The organism is Williamsia sp. Y844 (assembly GCF_056786475.1).
In genome coordinates this window covers 14,611-29,046 of sequence record NZ_JBXCJB010000003.1, presented here as the reverse complement: position 1 = coordinate 29,046, position 14,436 = coordinate 14,611, and the positions used below count along the sequence as shown (strand labels likewise).

General features: G+C 65.5%; 18 protein-coding genes and 1 tRNA gene. 5 read left to right on the top strand and 14 right to left on the bottom strand.

Annotation, left to right across the window (positions count from 1 at the left end; all coding sequences use genetic code 11):
• Positions 1-71: 71 nt before the first annotated feature.
• The 3 genes from AC1TQG_RS16960 to AC1TQG_RS16950 form a co-directional block, all read right to left on the bottom strand.
• Positions 72-1,022, bottom strand: a complete 951-nt coding sequence (locus tag AC1TQG_RS16960; RefSeq protein WP_482138851.1) for a hypothetical protein — start codon at positions 1,020-1,022, stop codon at positions 72-74.
• Positions 1,023-1,087: 65 nt separating this feature from the next.
• Positions 1,088-1,399 (bottom strand): hypothetical protein, encoded by a 312-nt coding sequence (locus AC1TQG_RS16955; protein WP_482139871.1) that lies wholly within the window; start codon positions 1,397-1,399, stop codon positions 1,088-1,090.
• A 281-nt stretch (positions 1,400-1,680) separates the two neighbouring features.
• Positions 1,681-1,765: transfer RNA gene (locus AC1TQG_RS16950), tRNA-Leu, on the bottom strand.
• Between the two features lie 59 nt (positions 1,766-1,824).
• Here AC1TQG_RS16950 and AC1TQG_RS16945 point away from each other — a divergent pair.
• Together AC1TQG_RS16945 and AC1TQG_RS16940 are read left to right on the top strand one after the other, a co-directional pair.
• Positions 1,825-2,292 carry a transcriptional regulator gene (locus AC1TQG_RS16945; RefSeq protein WP_482138849.1) on the top strand — a complete coding sequence of 156 codons (468 nt, stop codon included), beginning with the start codon at positions 1,825-1,827 and terminating at the stop codon, positions 2,290-2,292.
• 5 nt (positions 2,293-2,297) lie between these two features.
• Positions 2,298-2,648 (top strand): DUF3817 domain-containing protein, encoded by a 351-nt coding sequence (locus AC1TQG_RS16940; RefSeq protein ID WP_482139869.1) that lies wholly within the window; start codon positions 2,298-2,300, stop codon positions 2,646-2,648.
• Between the two features lie 27 nt (positions 2,649-2,675).
• Here AC1TQG_RS16940 and rdgB read toward each other — a convergent pair whose 3' ends face one another.
• The 11 genes from rdgB to clpS are packed head-to-tail and all read right to left on the bottom strand — an operon-like array spanning position 2,676 to position 10,293.
• Positions 2,676-3,290 carry an RdgB/HAM1 family non-canonical purine NTP pyrophosphatase gene (gene rdgB, locus AC1TQG_RS16935; protein ID WP_482138848.1) on the bottom strand — a complete coding sequence of 205 codons (615 nt, stop codon included), beginning with the start codon at positions 3,288-3,290 and terminating at the stop codon, positions 2,676-2,678.
• Positions 3,290-4,075 (bottom strand): ribonuclease PH, encoded by a 786-nt coding sequence (rph, locus tag AC1TQG_RS16930; RefSeq protein WP_482138846.1) that lies wholly within the window; start codon positions 4,073-4,075, stop codon positions 3,290-3,292. Before rph ends, rdgB begins: the two co-directional genes overlap by 1 nt.
• 47 nt (positions 4,076-4,122) lie before the next feature.
• Complete coding sequence (locus AC1TQG_RS16925; protein ID WP_482138844.1) at positions 4,123-4,887, bottom strand: cyclic nucleotide-degrading phosphodiesterase; 765 nt, start codon at positions 4,885-4,887, stop codon at positions 4,123-4,125.
• Positions 4,888-4,935: 48 nt separating this feature from the next.
• Positions 4,936-5,754, bottom strand: coding sequence for a glutamate racemase (gene murI, locus AC1TQG_RS16920; RefSeq protein ID WP_482138842.1), 819 nt, complete (start codon positions 5,752-5,754; stop codon positions 4,936-4,938).
• A complete protein-coding gene (locus AC1TQG_RS16915) occupies positions 5,751-6,449 on the bottom strand; it encodes a rhomboid family intramembrane serine protease (protein WP_482138840.1) in 699 nt (232 codons plus the stop codon). Before AC1TQG_RS16915 ends, murI begins: the two co-directional genes overlap by 4 nt.
• 40 nt (positions 6,450-6,489) lie before the next feature.
• Positions 6,490-7,461, bottom strand: coding sequence for a PLP-dependent cysteine synthase family protein (locus AC1TQG_RS16910; RefSeq protein WP_482138838.1), 972 nt, complete (start codon positions 7,459-7,461; stop codon positions 6,490-6,492).
• 28 nt (positions 7,462-7,489) lie between these two features.
• Positions 7,490-7,762 carry a MoaD/ThiS family protein gene (locus AC1TQG_RS16905; protein ID WP_482138837.1) on the bottom strand — a complete coding sequence of 91 codons (273 nt, stop codon included), beginning with the start codon at positions 7,760-7,762 and terminating at the stop codon, positions 7,490-7,492.
• A gap of 12 nt (positions 7,763-7,774) precedes the next feature.
• The gene (locus AC1TQG_RS16900) at positions 7,775-8,179 is read right to left on the bottom strand and encodes a M67 family metallopeptidase (protein WP_482138835.1); all 405 of its coding nucleotides are present in this window, start codon (positions 8,177-8,179) and stop codon (positions 7,775-7,777) included.
• A gap of 38 nt (positions 8,180-8,217) precedes the next feature.
• A complete protein-coding gene (locus AC1TQG_RS16895; RefSeq protein ID WP_482138833.1) occupies positions 8,218-9,312 on the bottom strand; it encodes a P1 family peptidase in 1,095 nt (364 codons plus the stop codon).
• A gap of 59 nt (positions 9,313-9,371) precedes the next feature.
• Positions 9,372-9,953 carry an oxidative stress transcriptional regulator AosR gene (aosR, locus tag AC1TQG_RS16890; protein ID WP_482138831.1) on the bottom strand — a complete coding sequence of 194 codons (582 nt, stop codon included), beginning with the start codon at positions 9,951-9,953 and terminating at the stop codon, positions 9,372-9,374.
• Positions 9,954-9,957: 4 nt separating this feature from the next.
• Entirely contained in the window at positions 9,958-10,293 is a 336-nt protein-coding gene (clpS, locus tag AC1TQG_RS16885) for an ATP-dependent Clp protease adapter ClpS (RefSeq protein WP_482139867.1), read from the bottom strand.
• 34 nt (positions 10,294-10,327) lie between these two features.
• Here clpS and AC1TQG_RS16880 point away from each other — a divergent pair, with 34 nt between their 5' ends.
• The 3 genes from AC1TQG_RS16880 to AC1TQG_RS16870 are packed head-to-tail and all read left to right on the top strand — an operon-like array spanning position 10,328 to position 14,390.
• Positions 10,328-11,629, top strand: coding sequence for a nicotinate phosphoribosyltransferase (locus tag AC1TQG_RS16880; RefSeq protein WP_482138830.1), 1,302 nt, complete (start codon positions 10,328-10,330; stop codon positions 11,627-11,629).
• Between the two features lie 54 nt (positions 11,630-11,683).
• On the top strand, positions 11,684-12,274 hold the full coding sequence (locus AC1TQG_RS16875; protein WP_482138828.1) for an isochorismatase family protein: 591 nt from the start codon (positions 11,684-11,686) through the stop codon (positions 12,272-12,274).
• Positions 12,275-12,287: 13 nt separating this feature from the next.
• Positions 12,288-14,390: an ATP-dependent DNA helicase gene (locus AC1TQG_RS16870; RefSeq protein WP_482138827.1), complete on the top strand. Its 2,103-nt coding sequence runs from the start codon at positions 12,288-12,290 to the stop codon at positions 14,388-14,390.
• Positions 14,391-14,436 lie beyond the last annotated feature (46 nt).

Below are 14,436 nucleotides of genomic sequence, written 5' to 3'. Positions count from 1 at the left end.
AAAAAGGGAGACCGCCCACCCGGGTGGTCTCCTTTTTTGCACGAGCGTCTGGTCGACCGCCCGCCATCACATCAGCGAGGCGTCACCGTCGTCGAAGTCACCACACGACCGGGATCGGCAGTGCCGAGTACATCGTTCACAGCGGCCGATACCGCCGTCAACCGATCGCGCGCCGATTGCCAATCCTGTTCGTACTGTTGACGACTGAGCAGGACAACCACGAAGCGTCCGTCGCCGTCGACGAAGCCCGCACTGTGCAGGTAACCGGCCTGGCCCCAGCAACACATCCAGCCCTGTTTGGCGACAGCCACACCGCCGGGCCTCTCGGCGAGCAGACCGAAATACTGGGCAAAGCCGTCGGTCGCAAACGCAGGTGCTGCGGCGAGCGCATCGACGATCAGATCCCGATCGGACGCGGGCATGGCCAGCACGTGACCGTAGAGGCGCGCGATGTCTGCCGCGGTGATCGTCATCTCACCCCAATCCGAGGAATCGACTGGAGCAATCGTCCCGGTCAGCCCGAGCCGCGGGCCCACCCGATCGACCGCACCTAGCCCATCGAAACGGGCCCAGAGTTCGGCCATCGCGAAGTCGTCGCTGGGTCCGAGCACCCGCCGGATCAGATCGAGATCCGGTCCACCCACCATCAAACCCTCGTCGCGTCTGCGATCGACGATGTCGACCACCACAACCAATTTCGAGAGCGATGCCGACAGCATGGGCGGGTCGCTGTGACCGCCGAGGGCCAGTGCACCAGTCGGCGCGTCGAGGATCGCCGCCTCCAATTCGATCCCGCCGACGGCCGCAGCCGCATTCTCGGCGGCAGCGGCGGCCGCGTTCACCAGGCTCTCGCTCGACGACCGCGACGGTGTCCGAGCCTCATTGGAATCCACGGTCGCGTTGCCCGCCCCACAGAACACAGCGCCGGCGGACGCGGTCAGCAAGACTTGAACCGCGATCAACCAGACCGCAACGGCAGCTCGTGCAGACCGCCGGCCGGGGGCCGTCAGATTCGCAGACATGGTCTTTCCAGGCTCCGCCTCTACGCCGAGTCCTGCCACTTCGCGGATCGACCACACGCGGCGGGCTACTTACGTCCGGGCTCCTCAACCGGCCGCAAAGCCCAGCCCGGCACCCAGTGCGTCACCTTCTCCTCGCGGCCGCGCGCCGGAATCGTGTAGGTGACCTTGCCGAACCATTCACCCCATTCGGTCATCCCCCACTCGGTGAGCACTCCCACCGTCTTTCGACGAAACTGCAGCCCCTCTGGGTGATAGATGCCCGAGTGGTGGGGCTGGTAGGCATAGAGGGTCACGAGATCGATCGATACGGCGACATGGCCGACTCGGACGAACGCCGAACCACGCGGCTGTCCGCCGTCACCGCCGATATCTGCCACCTTCACGGTTCGATCATACGTTCGAATCTCTGTTACTCTCAACCACGGCAGGGCGGCGATGCCTGCAGACGTGAAAGCGGATGCAGAGACGCCGCCCGCCATTTCATATCTGCCCGATGAGGCACGACAACCGGCCTGTGGTCGCGGCATCAAAGACGAAAGCTCCGGCAACGTCGACGTTTTTCGTGCACCGCCAACCAACCAGGTCACCAGCTGGAGTGGAACTGCCCTGTGGTGGCGACTTCGCCTGGCCGACGGCAAACAAAACTGCATCAATCAGGTGGTGCGCGAGGGGGGACTTGAACCCCCACGTCCGTAGACACTGGAACCTAAATCCAGCGCGTCTGCCAATTCCGCCACTCGCGCGTGCAGGAGACAGAGTACCGGCTGACCTGCGACTTGCATCACTTAGGTACCGTCAAGACATGGCATCGAACAAGCGAAGGCACCGACCAGCACTCATAGCGCTGGTTGTGGTGGCAGCTGCCACGTGCCTGGGGCTGGCGTGGTGGCAGTGGAGTCGGTTCGAATCGACCGGCGGGACGGGCCAGAACCTGGGCTACGCCCTTCAGTGGCCGGCGTTCGCGGCCTTCTGCGTCTATGCGTACCGCAAGTTCGTCGTCCTCGAATCCGATCCGGAAGAAGTCCACAAGCTCAACAGCAGCGGAGGCGTGAAGGAGATCCCGGAGGGGATCCTGCCGCCCCGGCCCGACTCGGCACCGACCCCGCTGGTCGAGGACGGCACCACCGACGGCGCCCAGATCGCCGAGTACAACCGTCTGCTGGCCGAACTCACCGACGCCGACACCCACCGCGCCGCACAATCCCGCAGCGCCAACGATCACCCTGCAGACAATCACCCCGCAGACAACCCACAACGGAGCAATCAGTGAGCCAGATCCCCGCCGAGTCGACCACCCCGATCACCACCGCGACGCCGCCGAAAAAGATCAAGGGTGCACTGCTGCGGTACCGGGTGATGGCATGGATCACCGGTCTGTGGCTGCTGCTGCTGGTTGCCGAGATGATCCTGCTCTACGGCTTCGACGACCACACCCTCGACTTCGTGCCGTTCGTCCACGGGTGGGTCTACTTCATCTACCTGATCATGGCGATCGACCTGGGGATCAAGGTCCGGTGGCCCATCGGCAGGGCGGTCTTCACGCTGATCGCCGGAACGATCCCGTTCTTGTCGTTCTGGGTGGAACACAAGCGCACCCAGGAGATCCGGGCCCAGTTCGGTATCTGACCCGAACCAGACCCGGATCCGTAGGGTTCAGTTCGAAACCAGTTCCTGCAGTGCAGGCACCAGTTGTGCCAGAGCTCGGCCGCGATGACTCAGAGCATCTTTCTCAGTCGGTGACAGCTGTGCCGCACTGCGCCCGGACTCGGATTCTTCGTCGGGCACGAACACGGGGTCGTATCCGAAACCGTTGTCGCCGACCGGTTCTGCGATGATCCGTCCGCGCCACTCGCCTCGGACGACCACTTCGGAATCCGCGGTGACCAGCGCGCACGCCGATACGAATGCCGCGCCGCGACGGTCCGCGGGGACATCTCCGAGCTGATTGAGCAACAACTCCAGGTTGGCGATGTCGTCGCCGTGTCGCCCGGACCAGCGCGCCGACAGCACGCCGGGCATTCCGTTCAGTGCGTCGACTTCGAGCCCGGAATCATCTGCAACACACGGCAGTCCGGTGGCCGCAAATGCGTCGCGCGCCTTTGCCAGCGCGTTCTCCTCGAACGTGGCGCCGGTCTCGGGTGCCTCGTCGAACGGTGGCACCTCGTCGAGACCCACCACGTCCAAGCCCTCGATGCCGGCCTTCTCGACAACCCGACGTAGTTCGGCCAGCTTCTTCTTGTTGCGGCTGGCCACCAGGATCTGGCTCATCAGCTGCCGAAGGTCTTGCGCTTGCCGGTGATCTCGGGCTCGGGAAGCACCCCCGGGTACGGCAATGCGAGTGCCTCACGCTGCACCACGAACAACTGCTCGATGCCGGCCATCGCCGAATCCAGCAAACGATCGAGCGTCGACCGCGGGAACGTTGCGCCCTCCCCGGTGCCCTGGATCTCGACCAGCGTTCCGGTGTCGGTCGCGACCACATTCATGTCGACCTCGGCGCGCGAATCCTCTTCGTACGGCAGGTCGAGCCGCACACGACCGTCGACAACTCCAACGCTGACCGCTGCGATGCCACATGAGATCGGTTGTGGATCAGCAAGTTTCCCGGCCGCGTTCAGGTAGGTGACCGCATCGCACAGCGCCACGTAGGCACCGGTGATCGCGGCGGTTCGGGTACCACCATCAGCCTGGAGCACGTCACAGTCGAGTGCGATGGTGTTCTCCCCCAGCGCTGCGAGGTCGATGCAGGCACGCAGCGACCGGCCGATGAGACGGCTGATCTCCTGCGTCCGTCCGCCGACCTTGCCCTTGACCGATTCACGGTCGGAACGATCATGGGTGGCCGCAGGCAACATCGCGTATTCAGCGGTCAGCCAGCCGAGCCCGGATCCGCGCCGCCAGCGCGGCACACCTTCGGTGACACTGGCGGTGCACATCACCCGCGTGTCCCCGAATTCAACAAGTACTGATCCGGCGGGGTGACTGGTGAAACCACGGGTGATGGTCACCTTCCGCAGTTCGTCATCGGTTCGGCCATCTGCACGTCTACTCACAGGGCCCACCCTATCGAGTCCCCACGGCAGCTGTATCCGGGTGGGCGTCAGGCGATGTTGATGACGTCGCCGCGGCGGACCACCCGAATCGGACCGTCGTAGGCCTGCCGGGCCTCTGCCAGCACCTCTTCAGGCCAGGTCCACGGCGGCAGATGGGTCAACAGCAGGCTCTTGACACCGGCCTTCGCCGCGGCCTCCCCCGCCTCCCGACCCGACAGATGCAGATTCGGTGGCCGGTTCACCGGATCGTGGGTCCACGACGCCTCACACAGGAACACGTCGGCGCCTTCGGCCAGCTCGACGAGCTCGTCGCACACACCGGTGTCACCGCTGTAGGTGAGCACCTGACCTTCGGGACCGGTCACGCGGAACCCGAACGTCGCGGGCGGGTGATTGACCCGGCGGGAGAAGAATGTCATCCCGCCGAGTTCGATCTCGCCGCCATCGATCCAGTCACTGACACCGAACGTGTCGGTGATGTCGTCGAGTTCGCCGGGATACTCCGACGATGCCGCGCCGATCCGGTCGGCGGTCCCGGGTGGCCCGATCAGCGTGCCACGCCCCACCGCTGGGACCGGGCTGTAGCGACGCCACACCAACAGGCCCGGGAGATCCAGGCAATGATCGGCATGGAGGTGACTGAGCGCTATCGCCACCTCATTCGGATCAGCGTGTTGCAGCAGTGATCCGAGGACGCCGGGACCGAAATCCATCACGACCGGCTGGCAGCCGGGCACCGTCAACAGGTACCCCGACGCGGGCGAATCGGGGCCTGACAAACTGCCCGAACACCCCAGCACGGTCAGACGCATGACGCCATGCTGCCACGCCCGATCGGTCCGCGGTTGTCGGACCACCGATCACACGTGCTGGACTGCTCCGATTGCCGGTCCGAGGAATCTGGTCGCGAGCTTCGCGAACAGTTCCGGATCGCCGGTGGCCTGGAAAACACGCTCCACCGGGTCATCGGTCGGGGCGCGCAGCAGGTCGCCCGCAGTCAGTACCCGCAGCACATCCTTGGCCGTTTCCTCGGCACTGGACACCAACGTCACGTCGTCACCGACGGCGAGCTGGATGACCCCCGACAGCATCGGATAGTGCGTACATCCCAGGACCACGGTGTCGACACGGGCCGCGGCAAGGGGTTCGAGGTAACCCTCCGCCAGACCGAGGACCTGCCGTCCGCTGGTGATCCCCCGCTCCACGAAGTCGACGAATCGCGGACAGGCCACTGACGTGATCACGGCATTCTGCGCCGCGGCGAACGAGTCCTCATATGCGCGGGAGGCGATGGTCGCCTCGGTACCGATCACGCCGATCCGGCCCGAGCGGGTGGCCGCGACCGCACGACGGACCGCAGGCAGGACCACCTCGATCACCGGTATCGGGTATCGCTCACGGGCATCGCGAAGGCAGGCCGCCGACGCGGTGTTGCACGCGATCACCAGCGCCTTGACGCCGCGCTCGACGAGCTCGTCGCCGATCGCGAGGGCGTGGGAACGGATCTGCGGAATGGTCAACGGACCGTACGGACCGTTGGCGGTATCCCCGATGTAGATGATGTTCTCCGACGGCAACTGGTCGATCACCGCGCGGGCAACTGTGAGACCTCCGACGCCGGAATCAAAGATGCCGATCGGCGCATTGACATCTGGACTCGCTGACGCATCTGAATTCACAGTCTGGTGCTCCCGGGGTTGCCGAAGTTGGTGGTGCCGTACGGCGTCGGTGCGCTCGCCTTCTGCGCCTGCTTCCGATCTCTCCTGGACAGGTACCAGGCCGCGAGGACGCCACCGACGGCGCCAAAGAAATGACCTTGCCACGACACACCTGTATCGGCAGGCAGCACACCCCACAGGATGCCGCCGTAGATCATGAAAACCACCACACCGATCAGGATCTGCATGAAGTTCCGGTTGAACAGGCCGCGCACGAGGATGTAGGTGAGCCAGCCGAAGATGATGCCCGAGGCGCCGACGGTCACCGAATACGGAGGTGCGAACAACCACACCCCGACGCCGGAGACCACCCACACGATCGCGGTGGTGATCAGGAACCGGCGGGTCATCAGCACCAGAAAGCCGAGCACCATGCCCGGAATCGTGTTGGCCGCCAGGTGTTCCCAGTCGGCGTGCAGAAACGGTGAGGCGACGACACCGGTCAGGCCGTCGACTTCGCGCGGTTCGATGCCTGCGCTGTCGAGATCACGATCGGTGAGCACATCGATGAACTCGATGACGTACAGCATGGCCGTGAGCGCCACCATGATGACAATCGATCGCACCCACAGCGGCCAGGACGCCGGGCCTTTCGAACGTGAACCCGAAGGCGTCAGTCCGTCGGCAGCGCCGTATGAACTGAGTGATCCGGTCATGGTTCTCCGATCGAATGTGGCAACGGGGGGTGTGTGGCGGTCAGGCCCAGAGCTGGCCTTCGAGCCCCTCACCTGCTTCATCGAGGCTACCTTCGTACGCGCCGGTCGACAGGTACTTCCATCCGGCGTCGGCCACGACGAACCCGATGTCGGCCCGGACACCGGCTTTCATGGCCTTGCGTCCGACACCCAGTGCCGCATGCAGGATGGCACCGGTCGAGATCCCCGCGAAGATTCCCTCGGCCTCGATCAGCTCCCGGATGCGGCGGACCGCATTACGTCCCTCGACCGAGAAGCGGCTGGTGAGGATCGTGTCGTCGTAGAGTTCCGGCACAAAGCCCTCGTCGATGTTGCGCAGGCCGTAGACCTCGTCGCCGTAACGCGGTTCGGCGGCGATGATCTCGACGCCGGGCTTGTTCTCACGCAGGAATCGGCCGACGCCCATCAGCGTCCCGGTGGTTCCGAGGCCGGCGACGAAGTGGGTGATCTCCGGCAGATCCGCCAGGAGTTCGGGGCCGGTGCCCTCGTAGTGGGCCAGCGCGTTGGCGGGATTGCCGTATTGATAGAGCATCACCCAGTCGGGGTGTTCGGCGGCCAGTTCCTTGGCCATCGCGACCGCCTTGTTCGATCCCCCGGCGGCCGGCGACGAGATGATCTGCGCGCCGAACATCGTCAGCAGCTGGCGGCGTTCGATCGAGGTGTTCTCGGGCATCACGCAGATCAGGTTGTAGCCCTTGAGTTTTGCGGCCATCGCCAGTGAGATGCCGGTGTTGCCGCTGGTGGGTTCGAGGATGGTCGCACCGGGCGACAGCAGGCCTTCGGCCTCGGCCTGCTCGATCATCCGCAGTGCCGGGCGGTCTTTGACCGAACCGGTGGGATTGCGGTCTTCGAGTTTGGCCCACAGGCGTACGGCGGGACCGTCATCGCTGTCGTGCCAGCGCGGCGAAAGGCGCGGCAGCCCGATCAGCGGTGTGTGGCCCACCGAGTCGATGAGTGATTCATAACGTGTCATCTCAGTTGGTTTTCAGCTCGGCAGGAGATCAGCCACCGGCGACGGCGGGCAGGATCGTGACCTCATCGCCATCGGCCACCGCGGTGTCGAGGCCTCCGGAGAAACGCACGTCTTCGTCATTGACGTAGACGTTCACGAAGCGATGCAGCTTGCCCGACGCGATGAGCCGGTCCTTGAGTCCGCTGTGGCCGGCATCGAGGTTGTCGATCAACTCGCCAACGGTGGCCCCGCTGGCCTCCACGCGCTTGTTCCCGTCGGTGTACGTACGCAGGATCGTCGGGATGGAAACAGTTACTGCCATGGTGAACTCCCTCTAGATGATGTCGATCGGCTCTTCGGCGATCTCGCCGTCGACGATCCGGTAGCTCCGGATTTCTTCGTTGTCGGGGTCGCGGGTCGAGATCAGCACGTAGTGGGCATTCGGCTCGGAGGCGAACGCGACGTCGGTGCGGCTCGGATAGGCCTCGGTTGCCGTGTGCGAGTGGTAGATGACCACCGGCTCTTCGTCGCTGCGATCCATCTCACGCCAGACCTTGAGCTGCTCGACGGAATCGAACCGATAGAAGGTGGGTGATCGCTCGGCGTTCACCATCGCGACGAATCGTTCGGGACGGTCCGAACCTTCGGGTCCGGCGATCACACCGCACGCTTCGTCGGGGTGATCCGCGCGGGCATGAGCGACCATCTGATCAACCAGCGACCGGCTGATGGTGAGCACTACACAACCCCTGACGTCGTCTTGGCGGTGCCCGAAAGCTATTCGGGCACGAATGCTGTTGGCAACGTCTCCCGGTAAGTCGGTATTCCGCCGACCGGTGTGGCGGCAACCACTGCGCTGACGATGGCGCGCTGCACCACGGTCGCCGCGGCCTCGCCGATCGCCGCCACCAGCGCGACGAGCGGGTTCATCCCCGGCGGAACCTCTGGCGACTCGCCGGGCGCCGGCGTCGGCGTGGCCGAGCCGGTGGCAACGGCGAAAAGTGTGTCCCCGTCGAGCGGTGAATGGGCCGGACGGATCGCTCGGGCCAGTCCGTCGTGCGCCGTCATCGCGATTCGACGCACCGACGCCGGATCCAGCGCGGCGTCGGTGACCACGACGCCGATGGTGGTGTTGAGCGGGCTCGACTTGGCGGTCAGCTCCAACAGGTTTGACACCTCGGCGGGCGACGGCGGCTTCAGCCCGTAGTGGTCCAATTCGAATGGGAGTGCGCCCCAAGGTAATCCGCTGGTCGGGTCGATGACCGCACCCACCGGATTGGCAACGATCAGCGCTGCGACGGTGATACCCGTCGCCGGACCGGTGGTGAATGTGATGCTCGCGCTGCCGACGCCACCTTTGAGCGCGCCTGCCCGGGCGCCGGTACCGGCCCCCACGGATCCGGTAGCCACCGTCGTGTCCGCGTTCGCCGCCGCGAGGGCACCGAAGTCGCGGTCTGGACGAGCCGACCAATCGCCGACCGCGAGGTCGAAGATCACCGCGCCCGGCACGATGGGCACCACCGAACCACGCTTGTCCATCGCGAGCCCGATGCCCTGGCTCTCGAGGTGTGACATCACCCCGTCGGCCGCGGCCAGTCCATAGGCACTGCCGCCGCTCAGGACAATCGCGTGCACCTGCTGCACGGTGTTGGACGGATCGAGCAGGTCGGTTTCCCTCGTACCCGGGCCACCGCCGCGGACATCGACCGCTGCCACGGCACCGTCGGGCAGCAGGACCACGGTGGTACCGGTGGCCCAACCCTCACCCGCTGCGTCGTCGGTTGCCACGGTGACGTGATCGTCGAGCCTGTGATGGTGGCCCACCCGCACGCCTGCGACATCGGCGATCGAATCCGTCGGTCCTGGAATCATGCAATCCTCACTTGGGGCTCCCTGCCCGTGTCACTTCGAGCTCCCTGCCTGCCGGCTGATCACTTACCGATGAGGGCGACGACGAGCAGTTCCTGGACGACGGTCAACCAGTGGTAGACGTCGAGATGAGCCGCCATCGGATCGCCCTCGGGCAATTGGTCCGGAGTGGACTCGTTGATACCGATCATCGCGCCCAGTGCCAGGCGCACGTCGTTCACCGCGGACAACCACTGATCGGCTTCCTCGGGTGTCAACGAGACCACACCTCCGCCCTCGGGAAGGGAGTCGAGTACCACCCGCGCGGCTTCCTGTTTGGCGGAGATGATGTGCGGTTCGTGGAGGCTGCGCAGTGCGCCGTTGAGGTCGCCGGTGGCCGCGTCCATCGATGTGGTCTCGTCCTGGTCGGGACGATGAAAGTCCGGGAAGAGTCTGCCCAGGGTGGCATCGGTCGGCGGAGTGGAGTGACCCGCCGCGATACCTGTCATCTCGGAGAGCTCATCGGTCGGAGCGGTCGACTCCCGCTCGTCGAGCAACTCGGTCATCGACATGACGAGTGACGCGATCAGATCGGTTTCGTGCTGATCGAGTTCGGTGGTGATGCGCAGACGATCGCCGGAACCACGCCGTTTCCAATTGCGCACGTGCTCAGCTGTCCCGCTGCATGGTGGCCCACAGGCCCGCCGAATGCAGCTTCTGCACGTCGAGTTCGACCTTGTCGCGATCGCCCGACGACACCACGGCCCGCCCTTCGGTGTGTACCTGCATCATCAGCTCGGAAGCCTTGGTTTCGCTGTACCCGAAGACCTTCTGGAAGACGTAGGTCACGTACCGCATCAAATTCACCGGGTCGTCCCACACGATGGTCATCCACGGGCGATCCAGTGCCTCGTCGCGTTCGGCGACGGCAGTACTGGACGGGGTAGCCTCGTGCTGACCGTCGCCCGCCGCCAACGTGGTGTGGACACGCTCCGGTGCGGTCATCATCTGTCCGCGCATAAGCCCTAGGGTACCGATAGTGACCGCATCGAACACAGCGCTGCTGACCGACCACTACGAGCTCACCATGATCGCGGCCGCGCTCGCCGGCGGCAGTGCGCATCGCAAATGCACATTCGAGTTGTTCGCACGGAGACTTCCCGATGGCCGCCGATACGGTGTTGTCGCTGGTACCGGGCGTCTGATCGAGCAACTCGCCGAGTTCACCTTCGGCCCTGAAGAACTGGCACTGGTCGAACCATTCCTCGACGCCGAGACGCTCGACTGGCTGAGCAGATACCGGTTCTCCGGGGACATCGACGGATATCCGGAGGGTGAGCTGTACTTCCCGGGCTCCCCGGTGCTGACCGTGCGCGGCACCTTCGCCGAAGCAGTTGTGCTCGAAACCCTCGCCCTGTCGATCATCAACCATGACAGCGCCATCGCCTCGGCGGCGGCCCGGATGGTCACCGCGTCGGGTTCCCGTCCGATCATCGAGATGGGTTCCCGCCGCACGCACGAGCAGGCGGCGGTGGCAGCGGCGCGGGCCGGCTACCTCGCCGGGATGTCCGCGACGTCCAACCTCGAAGCCGCCCGCAGGCACGGGATACCGAGCACCGGAACCAGCGCGCATTCCTTCACCCTGTTGCACACCACCGCCGACGGCCCGGACGAGAAGGCAGCGTTCGCCTCGCAGGTCGCGCGCCTCGGTGTCGGGACCACCCTGCTCGTCGACACCTACGACATAGCCCAGGGTGTGGCCAACGCCATCGAGGTGGCGGGCACCGACCTCGGCGGCGTCCGCATCGACTCCGGCGATCTGGGCATGCTGGCACGCCAGGTCCGCCAGCAGCTCGACGACCTCGGCGCCACCAAGACCAGGATCATCGTGTCCGGGGACCTCGACGAATACGCGATCGCGGCACTGCGCGCCGAACCGGTCGACGGATACGGCGTTGGCACGTCGCTGGTGACCGGATCCGGATCACCAACCGCAGGCATGGTCTACAAACTGGTCGAGGTCGATGGCATCCCGGTGGCAAAACGTGCCAGCCGCAAGGAATCTCGTGGTGGCGCGAAAACCGCGCTCCGGACCGCCAAGCCGTCGGGAACGATCTTGGAGGAGATCATGTATCCCCGCGGATCGGCGGCACCCGAACTGGCGTCGTCGTCGCGGCCACTGCAGATCCCGTTGGTGCGAGATGGCAAACCCGTCGATGGGCTCCCTACCCTGGAAGAATCGCGGCAACACCTGGCGCAGGCCCTTGTCAGTCTGCCGTGGGAAGGTTTGGGTCTGTCCCGCGGCGAACCCGCAATACCCACCCGCTTCATCGCCCCATAGGCAGTTGCTTTCGACCGTAGGGATGGTTTTGTCTCATCAAGTAGGGAATCTGTTGTGAGCGAACATATTCGAACCGCATTACTGATCGTCGACGTGCAGAACGACTTCTGCGAGGGCGGCTCACTGGCAGTGCGTGGCGGCGCCGACGTCGCGGCCGCGATCACCCGCTACACCCGGGGCGACCACGGCTATCAGGTGATCGTCGCCACCCGCGATCACCACATCGATCCGGGCGATCATTTCTCCGACACCCCCGACTTCGTCGACAGCTGGCCCCGGCATTGTGTCGTGGGCACCCCGGGTATGGACTTTCATCCCGGTTTCGATGCCTCCGTTGCGGATGTGACGTTCTCCAAAGGTCATCACAGCGCCGCATATTCGGGCTTCGAAGGTGTCGACAACAATGACGCGGCGCTCGTCGACTGGCTGCGCGAGCATGAGATCAATGCCGTCGACGTGGTCGGTCTGGCCACCGACCACTGCGTCCGGGCCACCGCGATCGACGCTGCTTCGGCCGGGTTCGAGACCCGGGTCCTGCTCGATTACTGCGCCGGGGTCAGCGCCGAGACCACCTCGTCCGCGATTGCCCAGATGAACAACGCCGGTGTCACGATCGTGCCGCCGTCGCCAGGAGACCACGTCTGATGACGGACCCGCAGTGAGTTCGATTCCCGAGGTACCCGACCTCCTGGCCGAGGCGGTCTCCGCACTGGGCGGGGCCCGGCGCGACGGTCAGCTGAAAATGGCGTCGGCCGTTGCCCATTCCATCGACACCGGCGAACATCTTGCCGTCCAGGCCGGGACCGGTACCGGTAAGTCGCTGGCCTATCTGGTTCCGTCGTTGCGTCATGCCGTCGACACCGGCAAGACGGTGGTCGTCTCGACGGCGACCATCGCCCTGCAACGCCAGCTGGTCGATCGAGACCTGCCCCGGACCGCCACCGCGCTCACCAAACCACTCGGCCGCCCCCCGGAGTTCGCGATCCTCAAGGGCCGCGGTAACTACCTGTGCCTGAACAAGATCCACGCCGGGATGCTCGACGAACCGGCCGACGACGATCTGTTCAGCGCAGGCGGTCAACCCGATCCGTTTGCCGCATCCCGGCTCGGACGTGAGGTCACCCGCCTGCGCGAGTGGACCTCCGACACCGAGACCGGTGACCGCGACGACCTCGACACCGGTGTCTCCGACCGCGCGTGGCGCCAGGTCAGCGTCACCGCCCGCGAATGCCTCGGCGCCACCAACTGCTCATACGGTGCCGATTGCTTTGCCGAAAAGGCCAAAGCCAAGGCCGGTCAGGCCGACCTGGTGGTCACCAACCACGCACTACTCGCGATCGATGCGATGAGTCCGGCCGCGATCCTTCCCGAACACGACGTCGTGGTCGTGGACGAGGCACACGAACTCGCCGACCGGATCACCTCGGTGGCCACGGCCGAGTTGTCGGGCGGAACCATCGCCGGTGCGGCCAGGCGTTGCGGAAAACTCATCGACGACGAACTCTCCGACGACATCGCAGGCAGCAGCGAACAGATCGAAATACTGCTCGATGAAATCGCACCCGGTCAATGGACGGGTTTGCCCGACGGTGCTCCCCTGGCGTTGTCCTCCCTTCGCGACCGGCTGTGGAAGGCGCACACCGCCATCGGCCCGGCCCGGCGCAGCGGTGAACTCGACGCCGATGCCAGCGCGGCCCGCTCGGCCGCGCTGACTTCGTTGGAGGAGCTGCACGACACCGCGGTCCGGATCCTGGGCGCCTTCGACGACCCCGACCCGGCCCGACGCCCGGACGTCGTATGGGTCGCCGAGGAACTCTTCCGCGGTGATCGGAAGAAAGTGCTGCGGGTGGCGCCGCTGTCGGTCGGCGGGCTGCTCCGCGCATCGCTGTTCGCCAATGCCACCGTGATCCTGACATCGGCGACCCTGACCGTCGGTGGCTCGTTCGACAGCCTGGCAGCCGAATGGGGCCTGCCGCCGCATCGCCCGCGATCCGACGACGAATCGGAACCGGAGACACAGGCGACCAAGTCGGCACAGAGCATCACCGCCATCGGCAAGCCGCCGCCGTCCGACAAGAAGAAGATCACCTGGAACGGTGTCGACGTGGGGTCACCTTTCGACCACCAAAAGGCCGCCATCCTCTACGTCGCCCGTCACCTGCCCGCACCGGGTCGGGACGGGCTGTCGCCCCGCATGATCGACGAGATGGTCGAACTGATCACCGCGGCCGGTGGCCGCACGCTCGGCCTCTTCTCGTCCATGCGCGCAGCCAAGGCCGCGGCCGAGGCCGTCCGTGCCCGCATCGAACTCCCCGTGCTGTGCCAGGGCGAAGGCGCCACCGGCGCGCTGGTCAAGGAGTTCGCGGCCGACGAGAGCACCTGCCTGTTCGGCACCCTGTCGCTGTGGCAGGGCGTCGACGTCCCGGGCCCGTCACTGAATCTGGTTCTGATCGATCGCATCCCGTTCCCCCGCCCGGACGATCCCCTGCTGCTGGCGCGGCAACAGGCGGTCGAAGCGCGCGGCGGCAACGGTTTCATGGCCATCGCCGCCGGCCACGCCGCACTGCTGTTGTCCCAGGGCACCGGCCGTTTGTTGCGATCCACCTCCGACCGCGGTGTGGTGGCCGTTCTCGACTCACGTTTGGCAACAGCCCGATATGGCAACTACTTACTGGCGTCGTTGCCACCCTTCTGGCGAACCTCGGATGCGCAGTTGGTCCGCGGAGCGCTGAGCAGATTGAACGGCGACACCAAAGTCTGAGGCGCTCGAGCCCGCGCCGAACCGGCCGCGGTCGCATACGGTGGGA

What these genes read in the sequence shown, in the direction of transcription:
- clpS (WP_482139867.1), bottom strand. Translation starts at nt 10,293, where the DNA reads ATGACCGCACCGGAGCGTGTCCACACCACGTTGGCGGCGGGCGACGGT.
- AC1TQG_RS16895 (WP_482138833.1), bottom strand. Translation starts at nt 9,312, where the DNA reads ATGATTCCAGGACCGACGGATTCGATCGCCGATGTCGCAGGCGTGCGG.
- AC1TQG_RS16915 (WP_482138840.1), bottom strand. Translation starts at nt 6,449, where the DNA reads ATGACCGGATCACTCAGTTCATACGGCGCTGCCGACGGACTGACGCCT.
- AC1TQG_RS16960 (WP_482138851.1), bottom strand. Translation starts at nt 1,022, where the DNA reads ATGTCTGCGAATCTGACGGCCCCCGGCCGGCGGTCTGCACGAGCTGCC.
- AC1TQG_RS16905 (WP_482138837.1), bottom strand. Translation starts at nt 7,762, where the DNA reads ATGGCAGTAACTGTTTCCATCCCGACGATCCTGCGTACGTACACCGAC.
- rdgB (WP_482138848.1), bottom strand. Translation starts at nt 3,290, where the DNA reads ATGAGCCAGATCCTGGTGGCCAGCCGCAACAAGAAGAAGCTGGCCGAA.
- AC1TQG_RS16925 (WP_482138844.1), bottom strand. Translation starts at nt 4,887, where the DNA reads ATGCGTCTGACCGTGCTGGGGTGTTCGGGCAGTTTGTCAGGCCCCGAT.
- AC1TQG_RS16945 (WP_482138849.1), top strand. Translation starts at nt 1,825, where the DNA reads ATGGCATCGAACAAGCGAAGGCACCGACCAGCACTCATAGCGCTGGTT.
- AC1TQG_RS16910 (WP_482138838.1), bottom strand. Translation starts at nt 7,461, where the DNA reads ATGACACGTTATGAATCACTCATCGACTCGGTGGGCCACACACCGCTG.